This window comes from Sulfurimonas sp. HSL-1716, from assembly GCF_039645975.1.
GTDB lineage: Bacteria > Campylobacterota > Campylobacteria > Campylobacterales > Sulfurimonadaceae > Hydrocurvibacter > Hydrocurvibacter sulfurireducens.
Genome location: NZ_CP147918.1, coordinates 40,680 through 64,522, shown reverse-complemented (window position 1 = coordinate 64,522; position 23,843 = coordinate 40,680). Strand labels below are relative to the sequence as shown.

The 23,843-nt window shown below is 43.3% G+C and carries 24 protein-coding genes and 6 tRNA genes; 6 read left to right on the top strand and 24 right to left on the bottom strand.

All coding sequences use genetic code 11. The annotated features are described in order from the left end of the window. The first annotated feature begins 286 nt into the window (after positions 1–286). Positions 287–916, top strand: a complete 630-nt coding sequence (locus WCY03_RS00330; RefSeq protein WP_345993015.1) for an NAD(P)H-dependent oxidoreductase — start codon at positions 287–289, stop codon at positions 914–916. 17 nt (positions 917–933) lie between these two features. Here the strand turns inward: WCY03_RS00330 and WCY03_RS00325 are convergent, their stop codons facing one another. Together WCY03_RS00325 and WCY03_RS00320 are read right to left on the bottom strand one after the other, a co-directional pair. Then, on the bottom strand, positions 934–1,170 hold the full coding sequence (locus WCY03_RS00325) for a DUF465 domain-containing protein (protein ID WP_345993014.1): 237 nt from the start codon (positions 1,168–1,170) through the stop codon (positions 934–936). 48 nt (positions 1,171–1,218) lie between these two features. Then, positions 1,219–1,677 carry a histidine phosphatase family protein gene (locus tag WCY03_RS00320; protein WP_345993013.1) on the bottom strand — a complete coding sequence of 153 codons (459 nt, stop codon included), beginning with the start codon at positions 1,675–1,677 and terminating at the stop codon, positions 1,219–1,221. A gap of 113 nt (positions 1,678–1,790) precedes the next feature. Here WCY03_RS00320 and WCY03_RS00315 point away from each other — a divergent pair, with 113 nt between their 5' ends. Continuing rightward, entirely contained in the window at positions 1,791–3,587 is a 1,797-nt protein-coding gene (locus WCY03_RS00315; RefSeq protein ID WP_345993012.1) for a diguanylate cyclase, read from the top strand. A 3-nt stretch (positions 3,588–3,590) separates the two neighbouring features. Here the strand turns inward: WCY03_RS00315 and WCY03_RS00310 are convergent, their stop codons facing one another. From WCY03_RS00310 to WCY03_RS00265, 10 genes are all read right to left on the bottom strand, one after another. Beyond that, the gene (locus tag WCY03_RS00310; RefSeq protein ID WP_345993011.1) at positions 3,591–5,189 is read right to left on the bottom strand and encodes a cation:proton antiporter; all 1,599 of its coding nucleotides are present in this window, start codon (positions 5,187–5,189) and stop codon (positions 3,591–3,593) included. Positions 5,190–5,284: 95 nt separating this feature from the next. Continuing rightward, the gene (gene trpB, locus WCY03_RS00305; protein WP_345993010.1) at positions 5,285–6,502 is read right to left on the bottom strand and encodes a tryptophan synthase subunit beta; all 1,218 of its coding nucleotides are present in this window, start codon (positions 6,500–6,502) and stop codon (positions 5,285–5,287) included. Positions 6,503–6,567: 65 nt separating this feature from the next. Next, positions 6,568–6,828, bottom strand: coding sequence for a hypothetical protein (locus WCY03_RS00300; protein WP_345993009.1), 261 nt, complete (start codon positions 6,826–6,828; stop codon positions 6,568–6,570). Between the two features lie 63 nt (positions 6,829–6,891). After that, positions 6,892–7,869: a sensor domain-containing diguanylate cyclase gene (locus WCY03_RS00295; protein ID WP_345993008.1), complete on the bottom strand. Its 978-nt coding sequence runs from the start codon at positions 7,867–7,869 to the stop codon at positions 6,892–6,894. Positions 7,870–8,038: 169 nt separating this feature from the next. Then, a tRNA-Asn gene (locus WCY03_RS00290) sits at positions 8,039–8,113 on the bottom strand. Between the two features lie 12 nt (positions 8,114–8,125). After that, positions 8,126–8,216: transfer RNA gene (locus WCY03_RS00285), tRNA-Ser, on the bottom strand. Positions 8,217–8,250: 34 nt separating this feature from the next. Next, positions 8,251–8,340, bottom strand: a tRNA-Ser gene (locus WCY03_RS00280). Between the two features lie 29 nt (positions 8,341–8,369). Next, a tRNA-Cys gene (locus tag WCY03_RS00275) sits at positions 8,370–8,443 on the bottom strand. Positions 8,444–8,468: 25 nt separating this feature from the next. Beyond that, positions 8,469–8,555: transfer RNA gene (locus tag WCY03_RS00270), tRNA-Leu, on the bottom strand. A 40-nt stretch (positions 8,556–8,595) separates the two neighbouring features. Continuing rightward, positions 8,596–8,670, bottom strand: a tRNA-Gly gene (locus WCY03_RS00265). 131 nt (positions 8,671–8,801) lie between these two features. On the opposite strand from WCY03_RS00265, the gene ilvD reads away from it, so the two are divergent. Then, on the top strand, positions 8,802–10,487 hold the full coding sequence (gene ilvD, locus WCY03_RS00260) for a dihydroxy-acid dehydratase (RefSeq protein ID WP_345993007.1): 1,686 nt from the start codon (positions 8,802–8,804) through the stop codon (positions 10,485–10,487). Between the two features lie 37 nt (positions 10,488–10,524). Here the strand turns inward: ilvD and WCY03_RS00255 are convergent, their stop codons facing one another. Further along, positions 10,525–12,747, bottom strand: coding sequence for a TIGR03545 family protein (locus tag WCY03_RS00255; protein WP_345993006.1), 2,223 nt, complete (start codon positions 12,745–12,747; stop codon positions 10,525–10,527). Between the two features lie 68 nt (positions 12,748–12,815). On the opposite strand from WCY03_RS00255, the gene WCY03_RS00250 reads away from it, so the two are divergent. Continuing rightward, complete coding sequence (locus WCY03_RS00250; RefSeq protein WP_345993005.1) at positions 12,816–13,040, top strand: hypothetical protein; 225 nt, start codon at positions 12,816–12,818, stop codon at positions 13,038–13,040. Here the strand turns inward: WCY03_RS00250 and WCY03_RS00245 are convergent. The 8 genes from WCY03_RS00245 to WCY03_RS00210 form a co-directional block, all read right to left on the bottom strand. After that, positions 13,037–13,456, bottom strand: a complete 420-nt coding sequence (locus tag WCY03_RS00245; protein WP_345993004.1) for a hypothetical protein — start codon at positions 13,454–13,456, stop codon at positions 13,037–13,039. The two genes, WCY03_RS00250 and WCY03_RS00245, sit on opposite strands and share 4 nt — an antisense overlap. A gap of 45 nt (positions 13,457–13,501) precedes the next feature. Further along, positions 13,502–14,488 carry an argininosuccinate synthase domain-containing protein gene (locus WCY03_RS00240; RefSeq protein WP_345993003.1) on the bottom strand — a complete coding sequence of 329 codons (987 nt, stop codon included), beginning with the start codon at positions 14,486–14,488 and terminating at the stop codon, positions 13,502–13,504. Between the two features lie 38 nt (positions 14,489–14,526). Beyond that, positions 14,527–16,176 (bottom strand): DNA primase, encoded by a 1,650-nt coding sequence (gene dnaG, locus WCY03_RS00235; protein WP_345993002.1) that lies wholly within the window; start codon positions 16,174–16,176, stop codon positions 14,527–14,529. Positions 16,177–16,185: 9 nt separating this feature from the next. After that, the gene (locus WCY03_RS00230) at positions 16,186–16,776 is read right to left on the bottom strand and encodes a DNA-binding protein (RefSeq protein WP_345993001.1); all 591 of its coding nucleotides are present in this window, start codon (positions 16,774–16,776) and stop codon (positions 16,186–16,188) included. A 9-nt stretch (positions 16,777–16,785) separates the two neighbouring features. Next, a complete protein-coding gene (locus WCY03_RS00225; RefSeq protein WP_345993000.1) occupies positions 16,786–17,286 on the bottom strand; it encodes a YajQ family cyclic di-GMP-binding protein in 501 nt (166 codons plus the stop codon). Positions 17,287–17,388: 102 nt separating this feature from the next. Then, the gene (locus WCY03_RS00220; protein WP_345992999.1) at positions 17,389–18,078 is read right to left on the bottom strand and encodes a 2Fe-2S iron-sulfur cluster-binding protein; all 690 of its coding nucleotides are present in this window, start codon (positions 18,076–18,078) and stop codon (positions 17,389–17,391) included. Then, positions 18,075–18,233: a hypothetical protein gene (locus WCY03_RS00215; protein ID WP_345992998.1), complete on the bottom strand. Its 159-nt coding sequence runs from the start codon at positions 18,231–18,233 to the stop codon at positions 18,075–18,077. Before WCY03_RS00215 ends, WCY03_RS00220 begins: the two co-directional genes overlap by 4 nt. Continuing rightward, the gene (locus tag WCY03_RS00210) at positions 18,212–19,801 is read right to left on the bottom strand and encodes an FAD-dependent oxidoreductase (RefSeq protein ID WP_345992997.1); all 1,590 of its coding nucleotides are present in this window, start codon (positions 19,799–19,801) and stop codon (positions 18,212–18,214) included. Before WCY03_RS00210 ends, WCY03_RS00215 begins: the two co-directional genes overlap by 22 nt. A gap of 150 nt (positions 19,802–19,951) precedes the next feature. Here WCY03_RS00210 and WCY03_RS00205 point away from each other — a divergent pair, with 150 nt between their 5' ends. Both WCY03_RS00205 and WCY03_RS00200 read left to right on the top strand, forming a co-directional pair. Beyond that, positions 19,952–20,383 (top strand): methyltransferase, encoded by a 432-nt coding sequence (locus WCY03_RS00205; RefSeq protein WP_345992996.1) that lies wholly within the window; start codon positions 19,952–19,954, stop codon positions 20,381–20,383. A gap of 9 nt (positions 20,384–20,392) precedes the next feature. Continuing rightward, positions 20,393–21,301 carry an AEC family transporter gene (locus WCY03_RS00200; protein WP_345992995.1) on the top strand — a complete coding sequence of 303 codons (909 nt, stop codon included), beginning with the start codon at positions 20,393–20,395 and terminating at the stop codon, positions 21,299–21,301. On the opposite strand, the gene WCY03_RS00195 is transcribed toward WCY03_RS00200, so the two are convergent. From WCY03_RS00195 to purT, 3 genes are read right to left on the bottom strand one after another with little or no spacing between them, the layout of a single operon-like run. Further along, positions 21,298–21,702, bottom strand: a complete 405-nt coding sequence (locus WCY03_RS00195; RefSeq protein WP_345992994.1) for a VTT domain-containing protein — start codon at positions 21,700–21,702, stop codon at positions 21,298–21,300. The two genes, WCY03_RS00200 and WCY03_RS00195, sit on opposite strands and share 4 nt — an antisense overlap. After that, positions 21,699–22,619, bottom strand: coding sequence for a D-2-hydroxyacid dehydrogenase (locus WCY03_RS00190; RefSeq protein ID WP_345992993.1), 921 nt, complete (start codon positions 22,617–22,619; stop codon positions 21,699–21,701). The genes WCY03_RS00195 and WCY03_RS00190 overlap by 4 nt, the downstream gene beginning before the upstream one ends. A 2-nt stretch (positions 22,620–22,621) precedes the next feature. After that, on the bottom strand, positions 22,622–23,785 hold the full coding sequence (gene purT / locus WCY03_RS00185; protein WP_345992992.1) for a formate-dependent phosphoribosylglycinamide formyltransferase: 1,164 nt from the start codon (positions 23,783–23,785) through the stop codon (positions 22,622–22,624). Between the last annotated feature and the right edge of the window lie 58 nt (positions 23,786–23,843).

The window sequence follows — 23,843 nt, the reverse complement described above, 5'->3', positions numbered from 1 at the left end:
AATAAGCGTTTATTATACGTTCTATAAAAAATATCAAAAAAAATTGATTTATGATAGTAGATATAATAAAAACTTATCAAAAGCAACCAAAAAGTTCATTATTGTTGTTTTTTTAACAAAAATAAACTTTTTGATAAATTTCACTGTTTTTTTGAATATTATCAAATTTTTATCACAATTGTGAATATTTGTAACATTTTTATCACATTGCTATATAATTTGTTAACAAACTCTTTTTTATAATAGAGTATTATTATCTAAAAGAACGAACAAAACAGGAGATATTATGAAAAATGAATTTGTAAATGCCATGAATTTCAGACATGCCTGCAAGATATTTGACGAGAACAAAAAAATATCGCAAGAAGATATGCATTATATTATGGAGATGGGAAGGATATCGCCCTCATCCTTCGGTATGGAAGCCTGGAAATTTTTAGTCATTACCAACGAGGAGCTCAAGGCAAAGCTTCGTCCCGTATGCTGGGATCAACCGCAGATAACCACTTGTTCGCATCTTGTTGCCGTGCTTGCAGGGATCGAAAACGTCAAACCGCAAAGCGGCATACCTAAAAAACGGTTTCAAAGACGCAATATGCCCGATGACAAACTTGACTTTTACCTCAACCTTTACGAAGATCATTTAAAAGAGACATTGAGCAGCGATGAAAATATATATGCATGGACGGCGAAACAGACATATATCGCAGCGGCAAACATGATGACTGCTGCGGCATTTATAGGCATAGATTCCTGCCCGATAGAGGGGATGGACATAAATGCCGCCGAAGAGATACTCGGTCTTGACACTACGAAGTATAGATTGTCTATGTTCTTACCGTTCGGGTATAGGATAAAAGAACAATCCAAGCAACTCAGACTGCCTTATGAGGATATAGTAGAATATATAAGATAATCCATCATAGCGATGGATTATAGATTGTGCTCTTTTTTGTAGTTCAAGATGATAGCGTACGCTTCGTCTTTTAGTTTCAATTTCTCTTTTTTAAGTTTTTCCAGCTCGATGTCGGTTAGAGGCATATCACCGTTTTCGCCTTTTGCAATCTTATCATCGAGTTCGTTATGACGATCAAAAATCTTTAAAAAATGAGCGTTTGCCGCTTCATTTTCTTTCATATGTGTAATAATGTCGCGATATTCGTGTAGCATTGGTGTTCCTTGGTATATTTTTAAAATCTTAACATATTTATACTTACTTTAGCGGTATCTTTTGGGATAATCAAAAGATATAAGTTCTTTACTTTGAGGATCGATTTCAACTATCCCGCACGTCGGAATGTTCTCATGAAAACCGACCAAACGCTCTATGAACATGTTTAATCCGGGATTGTGCCCGATGATAAAGACCGTTTTATATTTATGATCGATATTTTCGATTATTTCCTGCAAGTCTTTCACATCTGCTTCGTATATCCGCTCTTCATATACTATAGGTTTCGTGAAATTCACCGCTTCGGCGATGATCTGTGCAGTTCTTTTTGCTCTGAGCGCGGGGCTGGATATGATAAGATCGGGGATGACACCTTTTTTTCTAAGCAGTGCACCCATAAAAGGGGCGTCTTTTTCCCCTCTTTTGTTCAAGGGTCTGTCATAATCATCTAATGCCAGATCTTTCCAGCTTGATTTTGCATGTCTTATAAAATAAAATCTTTTCATAACATATATTTGACTAAAATAATACTGATAATCCACTTAATTAAAAACAATGATAAAATATGAAAAAAAGGAGACGGCTATCTTTAGCATAAAAGATATCTTACCGAAACAATATGTTTAAAATACTCTTTTTCACTCTTTCGCTGATGCTTTTTTCATATGCCGATACATTAAGATTGGATCCGCAGATGAAAGGGGTGGCAACCTCTTCAAACATCTCTTTTTTTGAAGATACTACGAAAAAGATGAATATCAAAGAGATCATGACGCAAAATTTTAAAAGAGGAACTCCTTTTCGTACGAATAAAGGAGCAAGCCGGTCTGATTGGTGGATAAGACTTCATGTCCAAAATCCCACGGACAAAGCCATAGAGTGGGTATTAAAATTCAATTACCGTCAATTCGACACGATGGAAAGCTGGCAATTCGACGATACAGGCCTTCTGCTTGCCCACTCTATAAAAGGCGACCACTATCTAAACGTATCTAAAACATCTTTCAGTCAACGCAATACATTTGATTTTATTACCTCATCAAAAGCAAAAAACACGATCTATATTAAGCTCTCCTACGCCGATGCCGGGGTCATGGAGATGTTTAACTCCGTCTGGAGCAAAAAGGAGTTCATAAGTTCGCAACACTTTTACATCGATCTTCTGGTAGGGATCATGAGTGCTCTTGGCATATTGCTTTTTTACAATATCTTTATCTGGTTCATTCTTCGAAAAAAAGAGTACTTTTGGTATAACGCTTACCTTATAGGCGTTATCTTCGCCATATTGACCTTTAATCAGGTGGGGGCAATCTATTTATGGGGCTCATCACCTTACCTTATCGATATGATGCCTTTTATCTCTGCTGTGATCATGTTCATCTCTTTCATGCAGTTTACACGCACGTTCTTGGAAACGAACAAACTTTTACCTACCGTAGACGAGCTTTTAAAAGTATTGATCCTAGTAAATATAATAGGTATCGTCTTAGCCCATATCGGCTGGCGCCTTTTGGCCATACAGATGATTCAAGCCATCTCTTTTACCTTTATGTTCTTTCCTCTCATAGGCCTTGTGCTCTGGCATCGCGGATACAAGATCGCAAGAGGCTACACGATAGCTTCAAGTGTTCTCTCGATCACCGTTATAATCTCTATTTTGCGCGTATCTGGGATAGTAGAGACCAGCGAATTTCTGTTTTGGATAGGAAGATTCGGATTTATTCTCGAAGGGGTACTGCTCTCCATAGCTCTTGCGGACAGAATCACGATCTTGGAACATAACTACAAAAACGAACAGGAAAAGGTCAAGCACACTTTAGAAGAAGCAAAAAAAGCGTTGTCGTCCGAAGTAAAAAAACGAACGCATGAGCTGGAAACTCAGACAAAAAAAGCCGAAAAGCTCGCTAGAATAGATGAGATGACCGGTATATGGAACAGAAGGGCTTTTTTAGAACACGGAGAAAGACTAATAACGGACACAGCCTCTTATCAGGCTCCTTTTTCTTTAATCATCATCGATATAGACCATTTTAAAAAAGTAAACGACTCTTACGGACACGAAGCCGGTGATCTGGTACTTAAAATATTTTCACAAGAGATCAAAAATAACATGCGCGATACCGACTTTTTCGCAAGAATAGGAGGAGAGGAGTTTGTAATCCTGCTTCCAAATACCACCTCCAAGCAGGCTTTGAAAAAAGCGGACCTGTTATTAGAAAAAATAAATAAGATGGATATTCCTTATAACGGATCTGTTTTAAGGGTCACGGTCAGTATGGGTGTCGCGGAATTCATTCATACGGATGACAACATCTATACACTGCTCTCAAAAGCCGATAAGGCACTTTACAGTGTGAAAAATAGCGGACGTAACGGCATCCGTCTGTATCATAGCAAGATTTCAGAGGAAGAGTAAAGATCATTTGTTCAGTGCATGGTTTACCAGCAAATTCGATATCTCATGGCTTACGTCTACAAACTCCAGTTCATTCAAATCTTTCAAGCTTTTCTTCTCTTCTGCGCTGTCTACTTTTATGATTATGTTCGCATGCGGAGAAAAGCCCAGTATCGCTTCGCTGATTAGCCGTTTGTTATGTTCACTGCTTACCGTTATGATGACGGCTTTTGCCTCATCCACGGCCAAAGATTCCAAAACGGGCAGTTTGTTGAGATGCCCGAAATATGCCATATACCCAAGTTTTCTGGCTAAAAGAACATGTTTCAAGTTATCCGAGATGATGATAAAATCTGCATTTTTTGCTTGCAGTTCGGCTGCAATCCTTCTTCCCAAAGTCGAATACCCCGCAACAATGATATGGTTTTTTAGCCCGATAGGAGTAATGACGTCCGACTCGTAAAACTCTTTTTCAAAATAGGATGAGAGTTTGTAGATATTGCTCAGCACTATAGGTGTCAATATCATCGAGATGACACTCACCAGTATTAAAAAGCTCGCCGTTTCATGGCTTATAAGCTTATGAGAATCGGCAAGGGCAAAAACCGCAAAAGAGAATTCGCCGATCTGGGCCAATGCCAAAGCGGTCTTTGCAGAGGTGTTTTTATCCGAATTTCGTCTGATAATCGCATAGATGACGATCGATTTAAAAAGCATGGCAAGCACAAAAATAAAGATGATGATATGTATGTTTTGCAAAAAATAGACCACATCTATCTTTGTCCCCACACCGAAGAAAAAGACACCAAGCAGCAGATCTTTATAGCTTACGATGTCCGACTCGACTTTCACGTTGTATTTGGTATCGGCGATAATCATCCCTGCTATAAAAGCTCCCAGCGAGTAGGTAAACCCCATAGTATGCGCCAGCAAAGCAGTTCCTATCACGATAGAGAAAACGGAACCCAAAAACAGCTCCTCTATCTGCGTTTTTGCCGAAAATTGAAGCAGTGCGTTTACTATCTTTTCTCCGACGGTAAACATAAAAGCAACTACTAAAACAGCCGATATCATCGTTTGCAACAGCACTTCGCCTATGGAAAGATGATGGTTAGACAAAAAAGTGATAAGCAGCAAGATGGGGATGACGGCAAGATCTTGAAATATAAGTATACCCATCGATTTCTGCCCGTAAGGCGTGAGAATATCTTTTGATCTTTTCAGATATGTCAGTACGATGGCGGTCGATGAGAGCGAAAACGCCAAAGAGACGATAAGCGAAGTATTGAAATCCAGTTTAAAGAGATAATAGGAAAGCAGAAATATCACTACCACACTCAGCAGCACCTGCAGCAGACCGTTTGTGAGCAGGATATCCCTCATCTTTTTTATTTTGCCGAAACTCAGCTCCAATCCGATGGTAAACATCAAAAAGACGATGCCGAACTCTCCGATGAGTTCAAGCGAGTAGATATTCAGCCCGTTAAAACCGAAGATATAACTGATGATAGTCCCCGTAAGGATATACCCGATAATGTGCGACACGCCGAATCTTTTGAGGATGATGTTAAGCACCGTCGCGATAGCCAAGGTTAAAAATATTGCAAGTAGTAGATTTTCCATAAACGAATTATAGACCGATTGCGATGAAACTTTGGAAAAAGAGTGTATAAAAACTATGCAGTATAAGCAGCCGTTTTACTTAACGGCCGCTCTTTTTAAAACTTTGCGTTTGGGATCGGATAGTTCTCAACGACAAAATCTATATCTTTGTCGCCGCGGCCGCTTAGGTTGACAAGGATCGTTTTGTCTTTTGGCAGCTCTCTTGCCAGTTTCATCGCGTAAGCGACGGCATGTGCCGATTCAAGTGCAGGGATGATACCTTCAAGCTGAGAAAGTTTATAAAACGCATCGACCGCTTCTTCATCATTGCTTAGTCCCACTTTTGTGCGCCCTATCTCTTTTAAATACGCTTGTTCCGGGCCGACAGATGGGTAGTCGATGCCCGAACCGATGGAGTAAACGGGTGCGGGTTCGCCGTTGGCGTCTTTGAGCATTATGGAATTGAACCCGTGCATAACGCCTTCGCTTCCGTATGTAAGCGTCGCCGAATGATCTCCGAGCTTCTCGCCTCTTCCCATAGGCTCTACGCCGTAAAGGTTCACCTCTTTGTCATCGATGAATGCCGAGAAAATCCCCATAGCGTTGCTTCCTCCTCCTACACATGCCACTATGTTGTCGGGCAGTCTGTCTTCGTGTTCAAAGAACTGTTCTTTTGCTTCAAAGCCTATGACCGATTGAAAATCCCGCACCATCATGGGAAAAGGGTGAGGCCCTACCACAGAACCGATACAGTAGATGGCAGTGTCTGCTTGTGGAACATAACTTTCAAAAGCACTGTCGACCGCTTCTTTAAGTGTTTTTAGACCATGAGTCGCAGGAATAACGTTCGCACCCAATATTTTCATACGCACAACGTTGGGATGCTCTTTTTGAATATCCACTTCCCCCATATGTATCTCACACTCCAGTCCAAAGTACGCCGCAGCCGTTGCCAGTGCCACACCATGCTGCCCCGCACCCGTCTCTGCGATCACCTTTTTTTTGCCGAGATGCTTTGCCAGTATCACTTCTGCCATACAGTGGTTGAGCTTGTGAGCGCCTGAGTGGTTCAGGTCTTCGCGTTTAAGGTATATCTTTGCACCGCCGCAATGTTCGGTAAGGTTTTTTGCGAACGAGATGGGAGTCGGGCGTCCTTGGTAATGTTTTCGGACATATTTCAACTCCTCTATAAAAGCGGGAGAATTTTTAAGTTCCTTGTATGCTTTTGTGATCTCGGCAAAGGGGCCTTCCAAAACAGGGGGAATGAAAGAACCCCCGTATTTACCGAAAAAGCCCTTTTCATCCGGATGAGATTCTAAGTACGACTGCTTCATAGCATTTCCTCATATAATTGATTTTGATTATTATAGAGAAATGCTCTTTAGTGTTTTTTTAATGGCTACTTTTTATCACTGTTTTTGTATTGATTCTTGTACTCGTTTTGGTACTGGTTTCTTATCTGCTCTTTGTCGCCCGTACCGTCTTTGAGACGTTTTTGATCTTGAGTCTTTGTTTTTGTTTGCGTAGTGTCTTTATACATCGACTTGTGCATTGAGCTTTGTCCGCCCATACCGCCGCCCATGCCGCCACCGCCGCCTCTTGCTTCAAGAGAAAGTGTTCCGAGTAATAATACAGAAAGAATAATTAACATAGTTTTCATGGCTAATCCTTTTTTTGGTATATATAAGTATAAAACAAAACTGTTAGCGGAGTGTTAATTTTGTCATGAAGATATCTTATTGCGGCCGGAGTGTTTTGATTGATACATTTTATCGTCGACGCGCTTTAATAAGTTCTGAAGAGATTCATCTTTGCTATACTCGACCACTCCCAAGCTGATGGTCACCTGGTTTACATCTTTAAACCGATGGGAAGCAACAGCACTTTTAACTCTTTGGGCAACTTCCAGTGCATCGGAGAGATCGGAAAATGGCAATAAAACAAGAAACTCTTCCCCGCCGTATCTTCCTATTTTATCGATCTCTCTGATCACTTGGCTTATAACTTGCGTGGATTCTTTTAACACATAGTCCCCCGCATCATGACCGAAAGTATCGTTTATTTGTTTAAAATGGTCAAAATCGTACATAATAATCGAGAGCGGTTCCTCTTTACGTTTTGTGCGGTTGATCTCCTCTTCAATCTGGTTCATGATAGAGTAGCGGTTGTAGCACTCTGTTAAAATATCTGTCGTAGCAAGTTTTTCAAACTCAAGCTTTTTCTGCTGAAGAGCTTTTTCTGCATTTATTCTGTCCGTGATGTCCTCAAGGATCCCCTCTATCCACAATAACTTGCCCGAGCTGTCGTTAACGGCATGATCTGCCACTCTGACAAATCGTTCTTCTTTACGAACGGGATGGATAAACGACATAATGGTCAAATCGCTGTGCTGCTGTCCGCTTTCATAGGCTTCAAGACTTTTTGTCCCCACTTCAAAAGAGTCGCCCGTCCACTCCAAAATCCCGTCAAAAGTTTTTCCTAAAATCTCTTTTGGAGGAACGCCGAGTATATTTTCCATGTTTTGACTGAAATAGACAAATTTCAAATCCGCACCCATACGGTATGCAAAAAAATTCTCTCCCAGATCTTCGACGATAGATTCATATTTTTCTTTAGCTTCGATCAGCTTTTGCTGCTGTTTGCGAAATCTGAAATAAATAAAGATGATCAACAAAACTAAGATCAGAATAATATATATCATTTGTTTTTCTCGCCGTTAATTAACAATCATTATATCTAAATAATTATAACTTATTCAGATATATAACATCTGCGATAAAGAGGATTTTATTTGAATGCATTGATGTAAATAAGTATGCCGGATCAATTTTAAGTTTTATTTGAAAGTTTGTTATTTAGGGGTTTTAAAGTGGCTCCGAATACTGGATTCGAACCAGTGGCCAAGTGATTAACAGTCACCTACTCTACCGCTGAGCTAATTCGGAATATGCCAAAAGTGGTGGACAGAGAGGGATTCGAACCCTCGGTACCGTTACCAGTACGCATCCTTAGCAGGGATGTGGTTTCAGCCAACTCACCCATCTATCCAAGTTTTTATCGATTATTTTTTTGTCAGTATCAGTGGTGGACAGGGTGGGATTCGAACCCACGGAGGTATGACCCTCGCCGGTTTTCAAGACCGGTGCATTCAACCAAGCTCTGCCACCTGTCCACTAAAATTTTTGTAAGCTATTGATAATATGGAGGCGCCACCCGGATTTGAACCGGGGATAGAAGCTTTGCAGGCTCCGGCCTTACCACTTGGCGATGGCGCCGCGGTTCATATTATTTTCAATATTATGGTGCCCGGAGCCGGACTTGAACCGGCACAGTGTTACCACCGAGGGATTTTAAGTCCCTTGCGTCTACCGATTTCGCCATCCGGGCAGATACATACTTATTAAACAAAAAATAATTTCTTAATTAATGGAGCGGGAAACGAGGTTCGAACTCGCGACCCCAACCTTGGCAAGGTTGTGCTCTACCACTGAGCTATTCCCGCAATTACAACAAAATTACTAACTGTTGGGGCGGAAGTATAGCAAATTTTTTTTGTGATGTAAAGAGTTTTTAGTGATTTTTTTCAAAAAGTGTTATAATCGCATTAATATAATAAATTTAACAAGGATTTTTATGCGCAGCGACACAATAAAAAAGGGATTTGACCGCACTCCGCACCGTTCACTCTTGCGTGCGACGGGACTAAAAGACGAAGATTTCAACAAGCCGTTTATAGGCGTTGCAAACTCTTATATAGATATCATTCCGGGGCATTTTTTCTTACAAGAATATGGACGTATCGTCAAAGATGCCATCCGCGAAGCGGGAGGGGTTCCTTTTGAGTTCAATACTATAGGTGTAGACGACGGAATCGCAATGGGGCACGACGGTATGCTTTACTCTCTTCCTTCACGCGAACTTATCGCAGACTCCATCGAAACCGTTATGAACGCACACAAACTCGATGCGATGATATGTATCCCTAACTGCGACAAGATCGTACCCGGTATGCTTATGGGAGCGCTCCGCGTCAACGTACCGACCATATTCGTCTCGGGCGGTCCTATGAAAGCGGGCCACAAGAAAGACGGTACGCCTATCGACCTTGCCACCGCTTTTGAAGCCGTAGGTCAGCATGCCGAAGGCAATATGAGCGATGAAGAGCTTTACGAGATAGAGTGCGAAGCTTGTCCGAGCGGAGGAAGCTGTTCGGGAATGTTTACCGCAAACTCCATGAACACCCTTTGCGAAGCTATGGGTGTCGCCCTTCCCGGTAACGGTACCGTCTTGGCTATGACGCCAGAGCGTATAGAGATGGTAAAAACCGCGGCTAAGCGTATCGTCGAGATGGCAAAAAGCGAAGACAGCAAATGGAACATGCGCAATATCGTCAATGCCGACGCGATCCACAACGCTTTTGTCATAGATATGGCTATGGGCGGATCGTCTAATACGGTTTTGCATATGCTTGCTATCGCCAAAGAAGCCCAAGTGGATTTTGATATAACCAACATCAACACGATCGGCCAGAAAGTAGCGCACATCGCTAAGATATCGCCGTCACTTTCTACCGTGCATATGGACGACATCAACCGTGCCGGCGGTGTAAACGCTGTTATGAAAGAGGTCAGCCGCCGCGGAGACATCCTTCGCACGAATGTCATGACCGTTACCGGAGAAACACTTGCCCAGCGCATCAAGGATGCCGATATCAAAGATACGAACATTATCCACAGAAATGAGGACGCCTTCTCCCAAGTGGGCGGTCTTTCTATCCTTTTTGGCAATCTTGCCGAAGAGGGCGCGGTCGTTAAAACAGCCGGTATCGTACCGGGTATGCGCCAGTTCAAAGGCACTGCCGTATGTTTCAATTCACAGCAGGAAGCCATCGCCGGCATCATGGGCCACAAAGTAAAAGCCGGAGATGTCGTCGTCATACGCTACGAAGGACCAAAAGGCGGACCGGGAATGCAGGAGATGCTCGCACCTACGGCACTGATACAGGGAATGGGACTTGGAGAGAGCGTCGCACTCATCACTGACGGACGTTTCTCAGGAGCGACTCACGGTGCAAGCATAGGACATGTAAGCCCGGAAGCAGCTGAGGGCGGTATGATAGGTCTCATTGAAGACGGTGACGAGATAGAGCTGGACGTCGATGCCCACCTGCTTCAACTGAATGTGGATGCTGAAGTCTTGGAGCGCCGCCGTCTTCACTTTAAACCTGTAAAAAAAGAGATTCCTTCAAAATGGCTCAAACGTTACAGCTTACTCGTCTCCAACGCTTCAAACGGTGCAGCTTTAAAAACCGAGCTGTAACCGCTAAAGATTGCCCCTTAAAGGGGCAGAATAATCCTTAAAACGGAAGCAATCCTTTTAACATACTTCCCGAAGAACCTTTGCCAAGACCGCTTGACTGTGAGAGAAGTCCGTCAAGAGCTCCGCTTTGCGAACCTACAAGCGAATTGATATCAGGCAGTCCCGATGCAGTTCCGCCTAAGCCTTTTAGCTGATCTTTCATCTTATCGTTTAACATCGTTTTAAGTTGTGCTTCATATTTTTTCGCCTCTTTGGCAAAGACACCGTTTAACGCTTCCGATATCTTTTTATCCAAGTCAGTGCTTACATGTACTGCGGGAGTCTCCAAACTTCCCGTCGCATCCGTTTTTACATGAAAGTTTTTTACACTTGAAAGCGTATCGTTTACGATATCGGCATATTTTTTATCAAGACCCTCAAGAGAGATAACGGCATTTTTAAAATTAAAACTGCTCGCTAACTGCAATTTCGAGAGGTCATAAATATCTGCTTTACCTTCAAGGGCGATGTTGCTCTTTTTGATGCTGAGCGATGAGAGGGCAAGATCGTTTGAAGCGATGTTTTTTGCACTGAATACGACACTTTCATGTGCTTCTTTTCCCAGTCTGTCGTCTTTACCGTTCAATGCGAACTTCTGAACGACATCACCGTCACTTGTCACTTTAAACGTGGTGACCTTGCCTAAAAGCTTTTGATCATCCGTTATATCGTTGATAACACCCGTAAAACTCTGCGTTTTAAACTTTCCGCCGAGTTCGACTTTTGCTACGTAGATATCAGGTGAAGGAGTGTTCTCTTTGAACTTGATCCACCTTCCCTCTCCGCGCGGAGGTTTTGGAGGCTCGATCTTCTTCTCGGTTTTCATGTAAGGTGCCGCCAGCGCATAGTATCTTTTCGCCATCGCTATATAGTGTTTTACCCTGTCGCCGAATACCGCTCCCACGACGTTGATCGCACCGTTGCCGTCAAGCGAATAAGTGCTTTTGAGGTTTTTATAATCATCAGCCGGAGCGTTTTTCACCTCAGCCATCAGTGCTTTGATGTGCGCCTGATCTTTTGCGAAGTCCTTTTTGATAGATGCCAGCTTTGCTTTGTCTGCATCTATTTTCTTTTTAAACTCCGCTATTTTATCTTTGAGCTTCAAAAGCTCTGCCGGATCTTTTGATGAAGAAGCCGATTTGATGGCATCGAGATCTTTTTTATAACCTTCAAGCGCATCGGCACCGAACTGCTCTTTTGAGATCTTTTCCCATTTCGCTTTTATCTCCCCTATCTCCTTTTGAGCCTTGTCGTAGACTTTTACGGATTTAAGATCAGCGTTTGCCAATACCTCTTTTGGAGTAGGGAGTTTAATATCGGGCATCTTAAAAGCCGATTCTGTTTTTGAAAGTTTTTTTGCCGTTTGTTCTTTTGTGGCGAGGTGTTTTGGATTTGAACTCGGCGTATCGAAACCGATGCCCGTCATCTGTACCAATTCCATATGCTTTTTATGCAAAAGCAGTGCATTAAAATCAAGATCGGCGATGATATCGGCGATACTTACGCTGTTCGTCTTCCCGTCGTTATTTTGGACTTCAAGACCGTTTACATGTAAAGAAGCATCGCTAAAACTTGTCTTCACGCTTTTAATAAGAACATCTTTTCCCGTGGCTTTTGAAATCCCTTTTTCAAGTGAAAGTTTTATAACAGGGTCTATAACGAACATTGCTGTGACTGTAACCAAGGCTCCGAGTCCAGCAAACACACCCACACCCAAGATGCGAAAAGCAGAATCTTTCTTCTCGCTTTTTTTCAAGATACCGAGTTTTGCCAAAAGCGGATATCTGTCCAGAAATGCGCTTATCTTGTCGCGAGAGGTAAGAATAATCCTGTTTAGGACTATATATAGAGGAAGCGCCAATATCGCAGCTGCTGCAAACGAGCCCAAAACTATGGTGTTATTAAAATATGTCAGACGCATAATGCCGCTGTTATACATCGATGTCCACAAGCCCTTTAAAGCCGCTGCGTTTAAAAGCCAATAGCCGAAAGATTCAAAGAGAGGATCAAAGATATACCCCACACCTGCAAAAAATGCGGCCGAGATCAAAAACAGCCCGAAATGGATGTTAAGCAGCAGTGCCAAGAAGAAAATCACTACGGTCTGTATCCCGCTTATGGGGGTCAGTCCCATGATCATACCCAAAACTATCGCCAATGTTACCTGCCAAGGAGTCTGTCCTGAATTTAACGCTTTGAACAGCTTGATTATAAACTTCATTATGTTATCCTTATAGATAATTTATCTGATAGTTTAACATAGTTATCTTTTTTGTCGATGTGAGTCTTATGAAAAATATTGTATTGATTTTATTAATGTTTGTCTTTACCTTTGCGAACGACCAAAGTGAATGTGAAAAGAGGGATTTTATTCCAAAAAGCAAAAATACGGCAAAAAAAAGCGAGATCCAATGCCGCTGCGTCTGCGACAAAAAAATCTCCAACCTGCAGAGGATGAAGACGGCCATAGAGTTTTATAAAAATTCTAAGATATATAAGTTTTCCAACCGCTAGGCGTCGAGTCTGTCTCTATCCAAAAACAGCAGATCTGTCGAAAAGTTTTTGCTTATGTTCGTCTGCAGTTCTTCTAAGAGAGTGTATGAGTCTTCACCGTCTATAGGATAACTCACCATAGAAGATTCTATATATGAAGCAAAGAACTCTTCAAACATATCCTTTACTATGGTTGCACCGTATTTGTCGGTGTACTGCAAGATAAAAAAATAATGGTTCTCATATGACAAGATAGCATCCGATGAACGCAGAATCTGCTCCAGACTGACAGATATCAGCCCTTGCGAAAAATCCGCAAAGTTACAGTATAAAACCGTCATGCTCTCGGCTCTGTTCTCATCTACCCTTTTTGCAAGTCCTATGCTTAGCGTAAGCAAAGAGATAATATCTTTAAATGGAAATTTGACCCCTGCCATAGAAATTCCTTATTTTATGATTAGCCTAGTATATATTTAATATTCTTATAAAATAGTAAAAGGCTTTATCTCCTCTCTTGAAGCCAAAGGAGAGAACTCCGCTTCTTCGTTGTCAAAAGAGACGACATATTTCTCATCCGCTTTTGTTTTACAGTATGTAAGCACGATTCTTGCCGCCAGTTCTCTATCTTTTGGCGTAGCGGATTTAGAAAGCAGAGAGTGCGGCCCCGGTATGCCGACGGTTCTTAGATGTATAAATTTATCGTTATCTATCTCCTGAAGTTTTTCATTCTCCTCTTTATTGCGTCCTACTACGAGCTTTGATCCGTCGAGCAGACGAAGATGGCGGCCGTATTTTAAAACAGGGATGTCTTTTATCGCAAACGTATCGTAAGCGATAAAATCCCTTATCTTTTTTGCAAAATTTTCGTCCGTGAGCAGACATCCGCCGCCGGGACTTTCAAAGTCTTTCAAGCCAAACTTCTCCACCAGCTCGAACTGTCTGTCGCGGCTTCTTCCCATGATCGCTTCGAGCTTTTCTCTCTCAACCAGCCCCTCTTGCTCGGCGATCGTCGGTGCCAAAAGTTTTGCAGACATCGGACGCAGAAGAAGCCCGTCGCAGTTGCTTTCGTTTAAAACGGTCTGCAGCGCGTCTTTGTTCTGACTCATCGGACGCTGTCCCAGAACCTCGCCGCTGATGAGAAAGCTCGCTCCCACATCGGACATGATCCGTTTTGCCACCTCAAACATCTTTGAATGACAGTCTATGCAGGGATTGAAATGTTTGCCGTAACCGTATTTCGGGCTGAAAAGAACATCTTGCAGATACTCGCTTTGGATATCGATGATACGAAGCTCCGCTCCCACTTGATCACACAGGTTTTTCATATGTTCATACCTGTCTTTCGTAGCACCGAAACCCGTGTTGATGTTACACGCGATAACATCTATACCCTGATCGATAATGAGCTTGATAGCGAGTATGGAATCCAGACCGCCGCTAAAGAGTGCGATCGCTTTTGTTTTTGACATATTTTTCCTTGATAAGGCACATGGGCCGCTTAAGGAGATCACCCCTCGTAAGCGACTAGTTCACCTCTTTGTAATTTTGTAATTTTACCACGAATAGAGCGTATCAAAAAGGCTTTTTGCTCAAATGCCATATCCGACTTCAGTTGTATTTTTTTATACTCCTGATTATAATGTTTGATTAAAAAATTGATAAGTTCTGCTTTTAGTTCATCATAGCTTTTATGAGAGATTATACTCTCGTCCACGGAGATAGCCATCAGCTCCGGTGCTTCTGTTTGACCCGAGATAGCAAGCCGAAACTCCCTTTGATGAAACTGCAGGATCGAAGGATCGATGGCATCGAGTATCTGATCTGTCAGTTCCGGGTATTCCAAAACCGTCTTGATAAGCGAGAGTTCCCACATATCTTTTTGCGGCGTACGCACATCTTTTTTGTTCGAATAAACAAGATTGTGCGTATTGACGTTCACGACCGACGAGCTTATGCCGAGCTTTTGGGCAACTTTGCCGCGATACTCCTCTTGAAGCAGCGCAGGAAGCGTCTTTAGATATCCTACCGCCTCTTCGAGTGCGCTGTGTTTTGCTTTTGGATCTCTGATATCGTAACTTTCGATAATATGGTCCACGACAAAATCTATGAACGGTTTTGGACGTCTGAACAGATTGTTCAGCTCCTCTATCTGACCGTTTTTTACCATATCCGCAGGGTCCATACCGCCGCTAAAGAGCACTACCCCGCCGCTAAAGCCGGAAGTGCTTAAAAGCTTTGCCGCTTTTAGGGCGGCGGCGGCTCCCGCACTGTCTCCGTCATATGCCATCACCACTTTAGGTTCACCTTTTCTCAGCAGCGGAAGATGTTCTGGTGTAAGCGCCGTTCCGAGTGTCGCCACGGCATTGGTAAATCCCGTCTGATGCAGCATGATAACATCGAGATAACCCTCTGTTATGATGATCTGCTGTTTTTTATGGATGCTTTCTTTTGCAAAGTTATAAGCATACAAAAGCCTCGATTTATTAAAAAGCTTCGTTTGTGGAGAGTTAACGTACTTTGCCTGATGCCCCGAGATCGTACGTCCGCCAAAACCGACGATGGTACCGTTTGTCGCCTGAATAGGAAAAGTTATGCGCTCTATGAACCTCGCAAAGCTCTTGCCGTTGTCATGTCCTGCCACACCGACCTCGATGGCTTCGTTCATCGTAAACATATTTTTTTGTATATATGAAATCGTCTGTACCGAGCCCGGTGCATACCCGATACCGAATTTTTCTATACTTGATTCAAATATACCGCGATCTTTCAAATATGACAGCGCTTCTTTATTATGGGTCAAAAGCGTCTGGTAGTACTCATTTAGCCTATCGAGAAGCGGTGAGCGTTTCTGCTGGTTTTTGTTATCCGTATAACGAAGAGAAAAGTTGTACTGACCGGCGAGTTTCTCTATGGCTTCGGGATAGCTCAGCTTTTCATATTCCATCACAAAACGGATACTGTCGCCTCCCGCGCCGCACCCGAAACAGTGGTATATCTGTTTCGAAGGACTTACGACGAAACTCGGCGATTTTTCATCATGAAAAGGACATGGCGCTTTGAAGTTTGCGCCATTTTTTTTCAGTTCTATGTAGGATCCGACGACGTCAAGAATGTCGAGTCTGGCCTTTAACTGCTCTATTGAGTCATTGGATATCATCTAGGTCTTTCAAATAATATCGCTGTAACCGTACTTTTTCGGGTTTACAAAAAGTTTATTCTCTTTTATGATGATCCTGTCATCTTTACTTGCGAGCTTTTTAAATCGCGCTATCACTTTTTCCTGTCTTTTTTGTTTCAGCCCCAGCGATTTTAGATATTTCTTAAGGGATATTTCCCCCTCATCAGAAACATCAATGATTTCGACACTGGAGATATCGTTTGGCATGCTCTGCGCCAAAAATTTTGTAGAGATCGTCTGAAGAATACTTTTTAGCTGTTCGTCTTTCTCTTTATAGATGTTCTCTATCTTGATGCGCTCCTCTATGAGCATCTGTTCTTTTTGATCACGCAGCGAAGAGTTATTTCTTTCCAAACGTTCGACTTTTTCCTGAAGCGTTTTGTTCTGCTCTTCCAAAAATGCATAATACTTGTCGTCGCCTGCAGATGTTTTTACGTCTTTTTTCACATCATCGACTATAACATATTTGACGCCGTGTTCTACTATGGACGCCAGTGTTCCGCGTCTGATACGGTTATGAACAGCTTCTTTGGATACTTTGAAATGGTCCGCTGCTTCTTGAATCGTAAGTTTTGCCATCATCTTCTCCTAACGCATATTTTCATAAACCAGGGGAGCTTCCCATTCCATAGACCGTATAGCTTTCATGACTTTTTGAAGATCGTCTATCTGTTTGGATTTAACACGGATAGCATCACCCTCTATTGCAGCAGTCACTTTGAGTTTTAGGTTTTTTATCTCGGCAACGATCTTTTTGGCCTCTTTTGACTCTATGTAGTCGACCACCTTGTATGTCGCTTTTCTCGTATTGCCGCTTGCGTTTTCTATTTTTGCCTCTTCGAGTACTTTTGAAGAAAGAGAGCGTTTTAGAAGTTTTGATATCACGATATCGTAAAGCGCTTCGAGTTTGTTGTCGCTAGAAGCCACAAGGACTAACGCCTTCTCTTTCTCTTTGTAGCTCACCTCGTACGGCGTGCCTTTAAAGTCATACCTGTTCGCAACCTCTTTATCGACTAGATTAATGGCATCTTTAAACGCCTGCATATCGATCTTTGCCGAAATATCAAAAGAGTGTTCTTTTGCTGCCATAACATCCCCTCACAACTGTTTTAGTAATTATAACAGATAAAGCTTATCCTCCAATTATGATGCTTATAAGAGATTTTCATATCTTCTTCGATTCCGACTGCGTCAAAAAGACAATCCGCCTCCGAAACTTGATGCAAAATTCGGATCCATATATCCCATCATGCCGCTTTTGTTTCTCAGCATCACGATATCCTGTTTTGGAGCGATCCCCTGAGGACACACCAAGACACACTCGTTGCAAAGCGTACAATCGTAGATGCCGTTTGTCTGCACTGCCGCGATCGTTGCGGAGATATCTTTTTGTCTGACATCGGCTGCATACTTCCAAGACCTCGTCAATGCAAAAGGACCGATAAACTCGCCATTTACCGCATACACAGGACAGGCGCTGTAGCATGATCCGCACAATATGCAGTCGCTTTGCAATTCGTTTAACTCGGCGTCTTTAACGCTTACATGAAGATTATCCGAAGTCGGTATACCCCATGCACGAGCCACTTTATTAAATGCATACGCTTTATCCATATCTACCACTAAATCACGTAATACAGGAGCATTTCTCAGAGGCTCTATAAGATCGCCGTCTTGCAGTTTATAAGCACACGCCAGTACCTCCTTGCCGTTTACCCTCATGGCACAACTGCCGCAGACACTACTTCTGCATCCCGATGAAAATGCCAAGGTGCTGTCCTGTTTTGTTTTTATATGGCTTAAAATTTCCAGAAGAGTAATATCGCTTTGTTCGACATCATAACTGACGAATTCATCGCCTCTTTTAATATCAACTCTCATTCGTCGCATTGCTCTCTTTCGTAAAAATCATCATCCATCAATTCGTCTTCGCAACACCCTTCGCCCCAGTTGTCGTCTTCTTCACCGTAGACACAATTCGATTGTACTTTCTCCTGAGTATTTTCAAGAGTTTCTATTTCATTAAATCTATACACAGCTCATCTCCGTTTTTATAGTAAATCGTATTTGTTTGAAATGCATCATCCTCGTTTGGCATATCCTCACGGAAATGTGCGCCTCTGCTCTCTTTACGCTTTATCGCTCCAGCAGCCACACTGAGAGCGATCTCTATCATGTTTTTAAACTCCAAGAACTCTACTAACTCCGTGTTATAGACTGAGTTTGTATCTCTCACACCCATTAAAGGAATCTGCTCTTTTAGCTTTTGAACAAAAGAGAGTGCAGTTAAGAGCCTTGGCTCATCACGTTTGATGCCGACATTTTCATAAAAACACTCAGCCAGTTCATCTCTTTTTTTATAAAAATCGACGCTGCCTGCAGAGTTTTTCACATCCTTTAAAAAGTCATCATGACTTTGGTGTCCTGCTGGAGTATGCGTACTCTGCTTTGCAAAAGATGAAGCGTTTTTACCTGCCTCTCGTCCAAAGACGATAAGTTCCAAAAGCGAGTTTCCGCCAAGCCTGTTTGCTCCGTGGACTTTATGGTTTGCACACTCTCCAACGGCGAAAAGACCTTTAATGTTCGTCTGCGAATCCGCATCCACCGCAATACCGCCCATCGTATAGTGAGCGACCGGTTTTATAGGAATAAGATCATACACGGGGTCGACGTTTTCATACAGCTTTGCAAGCTTTCTCTCTTGAGGAAGCTGATGGTCTATGAACTTCTCTCCCAGATGGCGGATATCTATGTAAACCTCACCGCTTTTTTGTATCTCTTCATGTATTGCACGGCTGACCTTATCCCGCGGTGCAAGCTCATCTGTGAAACGCTCGCCCTCTTTGTTTAAAAGATGACCGCCTTCACCTCTGGCACTCTCAGAAATAAGGATGGATGAATTTTTGAGTCCCGTCGGGTGAAACTGTACGAATTCCATATCGCTGAGTTTTGCACCTGCTCTTAATGCCGCCGCTATGCCATCACCCGTAGAACCGACGGCATTGGTCGAGTTTTTACCGTAGAGACGGCTGTATCCGCCGGTCGCAAGTATCACGCTTTTTGCGTGGTGCGTCTCTGTCTCACCCGTTTTCATATTGAGCACGACCGCTCCACCGACTTCGCCGTCCTCTACAATGAGTTCAAGCAGAAACCTTTCGCTCAGCATCTCTATGTCGTTTGCATTGCACTGATCGTACAGTGTATGAAGAATTTTGAGTCCTGTATAATCCTGAGCGTAACACGCGCGCGGCGCACTCGCTCCGCCAAGACGACGTTGAGCGATGTTGCCGTTTTCATCTCTGCTAAAAGGTACGCCTATGCGGTCAAGCCATAAAACCGCATCGACGCCTTCGTCACAGAGCTTTTTCACCATCTTCTCGTCCGCGATGCCGTGAGCCGATTTGAGCGTGTTTTCGTAATGGCTCTCTTTGCTGTCTTCTTTCGCATTGGACAAAGCCGCATTTATGCCGCCTTGAGCCATGCAGGTTTGTGAACGGGTAGGGTAGTTTTTTGTCAGTACTTTGACATCGGCACCCGATTCTTTGGCGCTCAGCGCGGCTACAAGACCTGCACCTCCAGCTCCGATAACTAAAACATCTTCCATATAAACCCCTGCTTATAAGTATAAAAAATAGAGATATACCGCATCACCTATGAAATATATATCTATCTTCTTGTAAAAGCGATTTTACAAAACCCCAACTTTATATATGGTATTGTTTTGAAATTAGAGTAAATCTGCTAAGATTACTGTATGAAAAGCCGTATCTTAGTATTTATCCAGTTTGCCACAATATTTTTGATGCTGCTGCCTCTTGGCGGTGACATCAAGCATCCGTACGCTGGGATCGTGTTGATCCTCGTCGGGCTTCTCATCGGTCTTGGGGCTTTGTACAAAAACAGGCTCGGCAATTTCAATATAAGGCCCGATATAAAAGAGAACTGCGTATTTATAAACGACGGCATATATGCTTACATAAGGCACCCGATGTATTCATCGGTATTGACGGGTATGTTCGGCGTCCTCATAGCGTATGCCAACATCTACACTGCATTTTTGTACTTGATACTTTTCATCGATCTTCTCGTAAAAATGTTTTACGAAGAATCTTTATGGCACTGCAAAGATGAAAGATATGATGCCTATGCCAAAAACACCTACCGCCTCGTGCCGTATATTTTTTAAGGGTCAAGCTTGAGTTCTATTATCTATTCTATCCTCAGCGTCTATATCTTCATAGCAATGGGATTTCTTGCAAAGATGAGCTTTAAAGAGAAAATCGACGACAAAACCATTACCATCATCAACGTCTATTTTCTGCAGGTGTTTTTGACTTTCTGGGGTCTGCTGCTTCGCCCCGTGGACATCACTCTGCTTTATGCACCGAGCGTGTACTTTGTCATTGTGCTCATCGTACTTTTTGCATCTGTAGTTACGGCAAGAAAGATGTTTTCTGATCAAAAAGAACGCTCTATCGCTACGGTTGCCGCCATCATAGGCAACACCGGCAATCTCGGGATCCCTCTTAACATCGCTATCTTCGGTGAGGCTTCCATTCCCTACACGACGGTCGTGAACCTCGTAAACGTCTTTGTGGTCTATACGTTTGGAGTTTATTATTATTCGCGCGGAAACTTCGATGTGAAGACTTCGGTAAAGAACATCGTAAAGCTTCCGATCCTCTGGGCGGCCATTATCGCCATTACCCTCAGCGTAAACGGCTACAGACCGAGCGAAACCATAGAGACGATGCTGATGATGGGCGCATACGCCTCTATGACGATGCAGCTCTTTTTGTTCGGCATCTATCTTTACGGCACAAAAGTTCAGGAGATCAGCAAACGGCTCATTGCCCTTGTGGTATCTGTGAAGTTCATCGTCTTACCTCTTGTAGCATTCTTGGTACTTATGCAGCTCGACCTTTCACCGATGATAAAAGGGCTTGTATTCATAGAACTGATGATGCCCCTCGCAGTGGCCAACGTCAATCTCGCTTCGCTTTACGACTGTTCACCGAAGGTCGTGACGGCGTTAGTGTTTATGACTTCGGTTATGTTTCTGGGAGTTGTATTTATTGCTACGAAGATCATTACGTTTTTTTAACTAAAATACAAAACAGCCACGTACCTAGCAACTCTTAAACTCGCCGCAATAACCAAAAAATAAAAGAAGTTGAGTCTCACCATTCCGGCAACCAAAGTGAGCGGATCACCGATGATGGGAAGCCAGGAGAGTAAAAGGGCGTAGTAGCCGTAATTGTGTCCTACATGGTAAGCTTTTTTACCGCTCTTGCTCTTTAAGAGTTTGTCTTTTGTTTTCTCATAGAGGAAGTAGCCGAGATAATAATTTAATATGACGGCTAAAATATTTCCCGCCGATGCCGCAAGAAGTGCGGTATGTTTGTCCAATCCTCCCTCGACCGCCGTGAACAGGGCTATCTCTGAGGAGAAAGGAAGAATGGTCGCGGCCAAAAAAGCCGAGAAAAAAAGCGAAAGGGCTATCAAAGTGAACGGATGTTCTCTATGGTAGAGGCGATGAGCGTGTCACGCGCTTCTTTGGACGTCCAAGCGATGTGCGGGGTTATATAAAGATTGTCTTTGTTCTTTACATGCAAAAGCGGATGTCCCTCCTCTATCGGCTCGCGGGACAGTACGTCCAGACCCAAAGATATCTTTCTTTCGTCTATGATCTTTGCCGCATCCGCTTCGTTTATGATCCCTCCGCGCCCGAGATTCAATATGACGACACCCTCTTTACATCCGAGCATCTTTTCATAATCGAGCAGGTTTGCGGTCATCTCGTTTAACGGCGCGTGGATAGTGATAATGTCGCTTTGTCTTAAAAGCTCGTCAAGTTCGACGCTTTTAAACTCGGAATCCAGATTTTTTCCGCTTGTCGAAAAATAGCTGACATCGGCTCCAAAAGCCTTTGCCAAGAGGGCCACTTTTCTACCGATCGTTCCAAGTCCGATGATCCCCCATTTTTTACCGCTGATCTCAAAGAAAGGACGGCTCACATCGGTGAATATCCCGCTTCTGCTCCAAGCTCCGCTCTTTACGCTCTCATCATAGTATCTTGAATGCCCGATGAGATAAAACAGCATGGAAAAAGTGTGCTGTACAACGGAGTCCGTCGAATAACCGGCGACGTTTCTGACCTCAATACCACGCTCTTTTGCGGCCTTTAGATCGACATTGTTCATCCCGGTGGCGGCGATGCAGATAAGTTTGAGATTTTTGCTCTTTTGCATAGTGTCGGCGGTTATAACGACCTTGTTTGTCACTATAACATCGGCGTCGGCTATGCGCTCGTCGAGTTCATCCGGTGCCGTCATTTGATATATACTGACCTTGCCGAGCTCGTCAAACCCGCTTAGATCGGTATCCCCGAACGTCACGGCATCGAGTAAGATTATCTTCATTTTTAGACGTCTTTGATCTTTGTTATAAGTTCGCGGGCCTGTGCGAGCGCGGCATCCACTTCATCGAGCACAAGTGCAACTGCCATACGGCGTCCTTTATGCGATTCGGGTTTGCTGAAGATTCTGACAAAGGAGTTTGTACTAAAAAGAGTTTCATCCGCATCGACTATCGGCGCATAAGAATGTTTTTGTGATTTAAAGGCCGCAGACGCTCCGTCTCCGTAAAACGTAAAGCCTAAAGGAAGGCCCAAAACCGCGCGCAGGTGAAGCGCAAACTCGCTCTGGCTTTGCGTGATGAGCGTCACCATCCCCGTATCGTGCGGGCGGGGACTAACTTCGCTGAAATAGACCTCATCCCCTTTAACGAACATCTCTACTCCGAAAAGCCCGCGCCCGCCCAAACCGTCGGTTATCTTTTTTGCGATCTCCTGAGCATTTGCTTTTGCTTTGTCACTCATACGCATCGGCTGCCATGAGAAGACATAATCCCCGTCACGCTGCTCATGACCTATAGGTTCGCAAAAAACCGTTTCTTTGCCGTTACGGACCGTTAGCATCGTTATCTCATAGTCAAAATCGACGAATGCTTCGACGATAAGCTCGCTTGCATCGCCTCTGGCTTCCTTTGCCATCTCCCAGGACTTCTCAACGTCTTCAGCACTTCTTGCTACGCTTTGTCCGTGACCGGAGCTGCTCATAACGGGTTTTACCACACAGGGAAATCCGAGTCTTTGTGCCGCTTCTTTCAGACCTTCAAGCGTGCTGACGAACTCGTAAGGACCTGTTTTAAGACCAAGTTCTTCCGCAGCAAAACGGCGGATGTTCTTACGGTTCATCGTTTTGTTTACCGCATCGGCATTGGGAATAACGTTAAAACCCTCTTTCTCGGCATCAAAAAGAGCCTCTATACTGATCGCCTCTATCTCGGGCAGAATATAGTCCGGTTTTTCACGTCTGATGATCTCAAGCACTGCTTCGCGGTCTTGCATATTTACGACATAGCTTCTATGGGCTACGTGATGTGCAGGAGCGTTTTGGTATCTGTCCACTGCTATGACTTCAAGCCCTAGGCGCTGCGCTTCTATGGCTACCTCTTTGCCGAGCTCACCCGAACCAAGAAGCATGATACGCTTTGAATTACTTTTTAACGGAGCAGAAAATTGCATTAAAAATCCTATATTAAAATTATCGCAATTGTAACATAAGTGCCTAGCAGAAAAAATT

Coding starts and splice junctions, on each gene's coding strand:
- WCY03_RS00310 (WP_345993011.1), bottom strand. CDS start 5,189: ATGGAAAATCTACTACTTGCAATATTTTTAACCTTGGCTATCGCGACG.
- WCY03_RS00250 (WP_345993005.1), top strand. CDS start 12,816: ATGAAAAATATTGTATTGATTTTATTAATGTTTGTCTTTACCTTTGCG.
- WCY03_RS00315 (WP_345993012.1), top strand. CDS start 1,791: ATGTTTAAAATACTCTTTTTCACTCTTTCGCTGATGCTTTTTTCATAT.
- WCY03_RS00205 (WP_345992996.1), top strand. CDS start 19,952: ATGAAAAGCCGTATCTTAGTATTTATCCAGTTTGCCACAATATTTTTG.
- WCY03_RS00210 (WP_345992997.1), bottom strand. CDS start 19,801: ATGGAAGATGTTTTAGTTATCGGAGCTGGAGGTGCAGGTCTTGTAGCC.
- WCY03_RS00325 (WP_345993014.1), bottom strand. CDS start 1,170: ATGCTACACGAATATCGCGACATTATTACACATATGAAAGAAAATGAA.
- dnaG (WP_345993002.1), bottom strand. CDS start 16,176: ATGATATCCAATGACTCAATAGAGCAGTTAAAGGCCAGACTCGACATT.
- trpB (WP_345993010.1), bottom strand. CDS start 6,502: ATGAAGCAGTCGTACTTAGAATCTCATCCGGATGAAAAGGGCTTTTTC.
- WCY03_RS00220 (WP_345992999.1), bottom strand. CDS start 18,078: ATGAGAGTTGATATTAAAAGAGGCGATGAATTCGTCAGTTATGATGTC.
- WCY03_RS00190 (WP_345992993.1), bottom strand. CDS start 22,619: ATGAAGATAATCTTACTCGATGCCGTGACGTTCGGGGATACCGATCTA.
- WCY03_RS00225 (WP_345993000.1), bottom strand. CDS start 17,286: ATGGCAGCAAAAGAACACTCTTTTGATATTTCGGCAAAGATCGATATG.
- WCY03_RS00245 (WP_345993004.1), bottom strand. CDS start 13,456: ATGGCAGGGGTCAAATTTCCATTTAAAGATATTATCTCTTTGCTTACG.
- WCY03_RS00230 (WP_345993001.1), bottom strand. CDS start 16,776: ATGGCAAAACTTACGATTCAAGAAGCAGCGGACCATTTCAAAGTATCC.
- WCY03_RS00240 (WP_345993003.1), bottom strand. CDS start 14,488: ATGTCAAAAACAAAAGCGATCGCACTCTTTAGCGGCGGTCTGGATTCC.
- WCY03_RS00330 (WP_345993015.1), top strand. CDS start 287: ATGAAAAATGAATTTGTAAATGCCATGAATTTCAGACATGCCTGCAAG.
- WCY03_RS00300 (WP_345993009.1), bottom strand. CDS start 6,828: ATGAAAACTATGTTAATTATTCTTTCTGTATTATTACTCGGAACACTT.
- WCY03_RS00320 (WP_345993013.1), bottom strand. CDS start 1,677: ATGAAAAGATTTTATTTTATAAGACATGCAAAATCAAGCTGGAAAGAT.
- WCY03_RS00295 (WP_345993008.1), bottom strand. CDS start 7,869: ATGATATATATTATTCTGATCTTAGTTTTGTTGATCATCTTTATTTAT.
- ilvD (WP_345993007.1), top strand. CDS start 8,802: ATGCGCAGCGACACAATAAAAAAGGGATTTGACCGCACTCCGCACCGT.
- purT (WP_345992992.1), bottom strand. CDS start 23,785: ATGCAATTTTCTGCTCCGTTAAAAAGTAATTCAAAGCGTATCATGCTT.
- WCY03_RS00255 (WP_345993006.1), bottom strand. CDS start 12,747: ATGAAGTTTATAATCAAGCTGTTCAAAGCGTTAAATTCAGGACAGACT.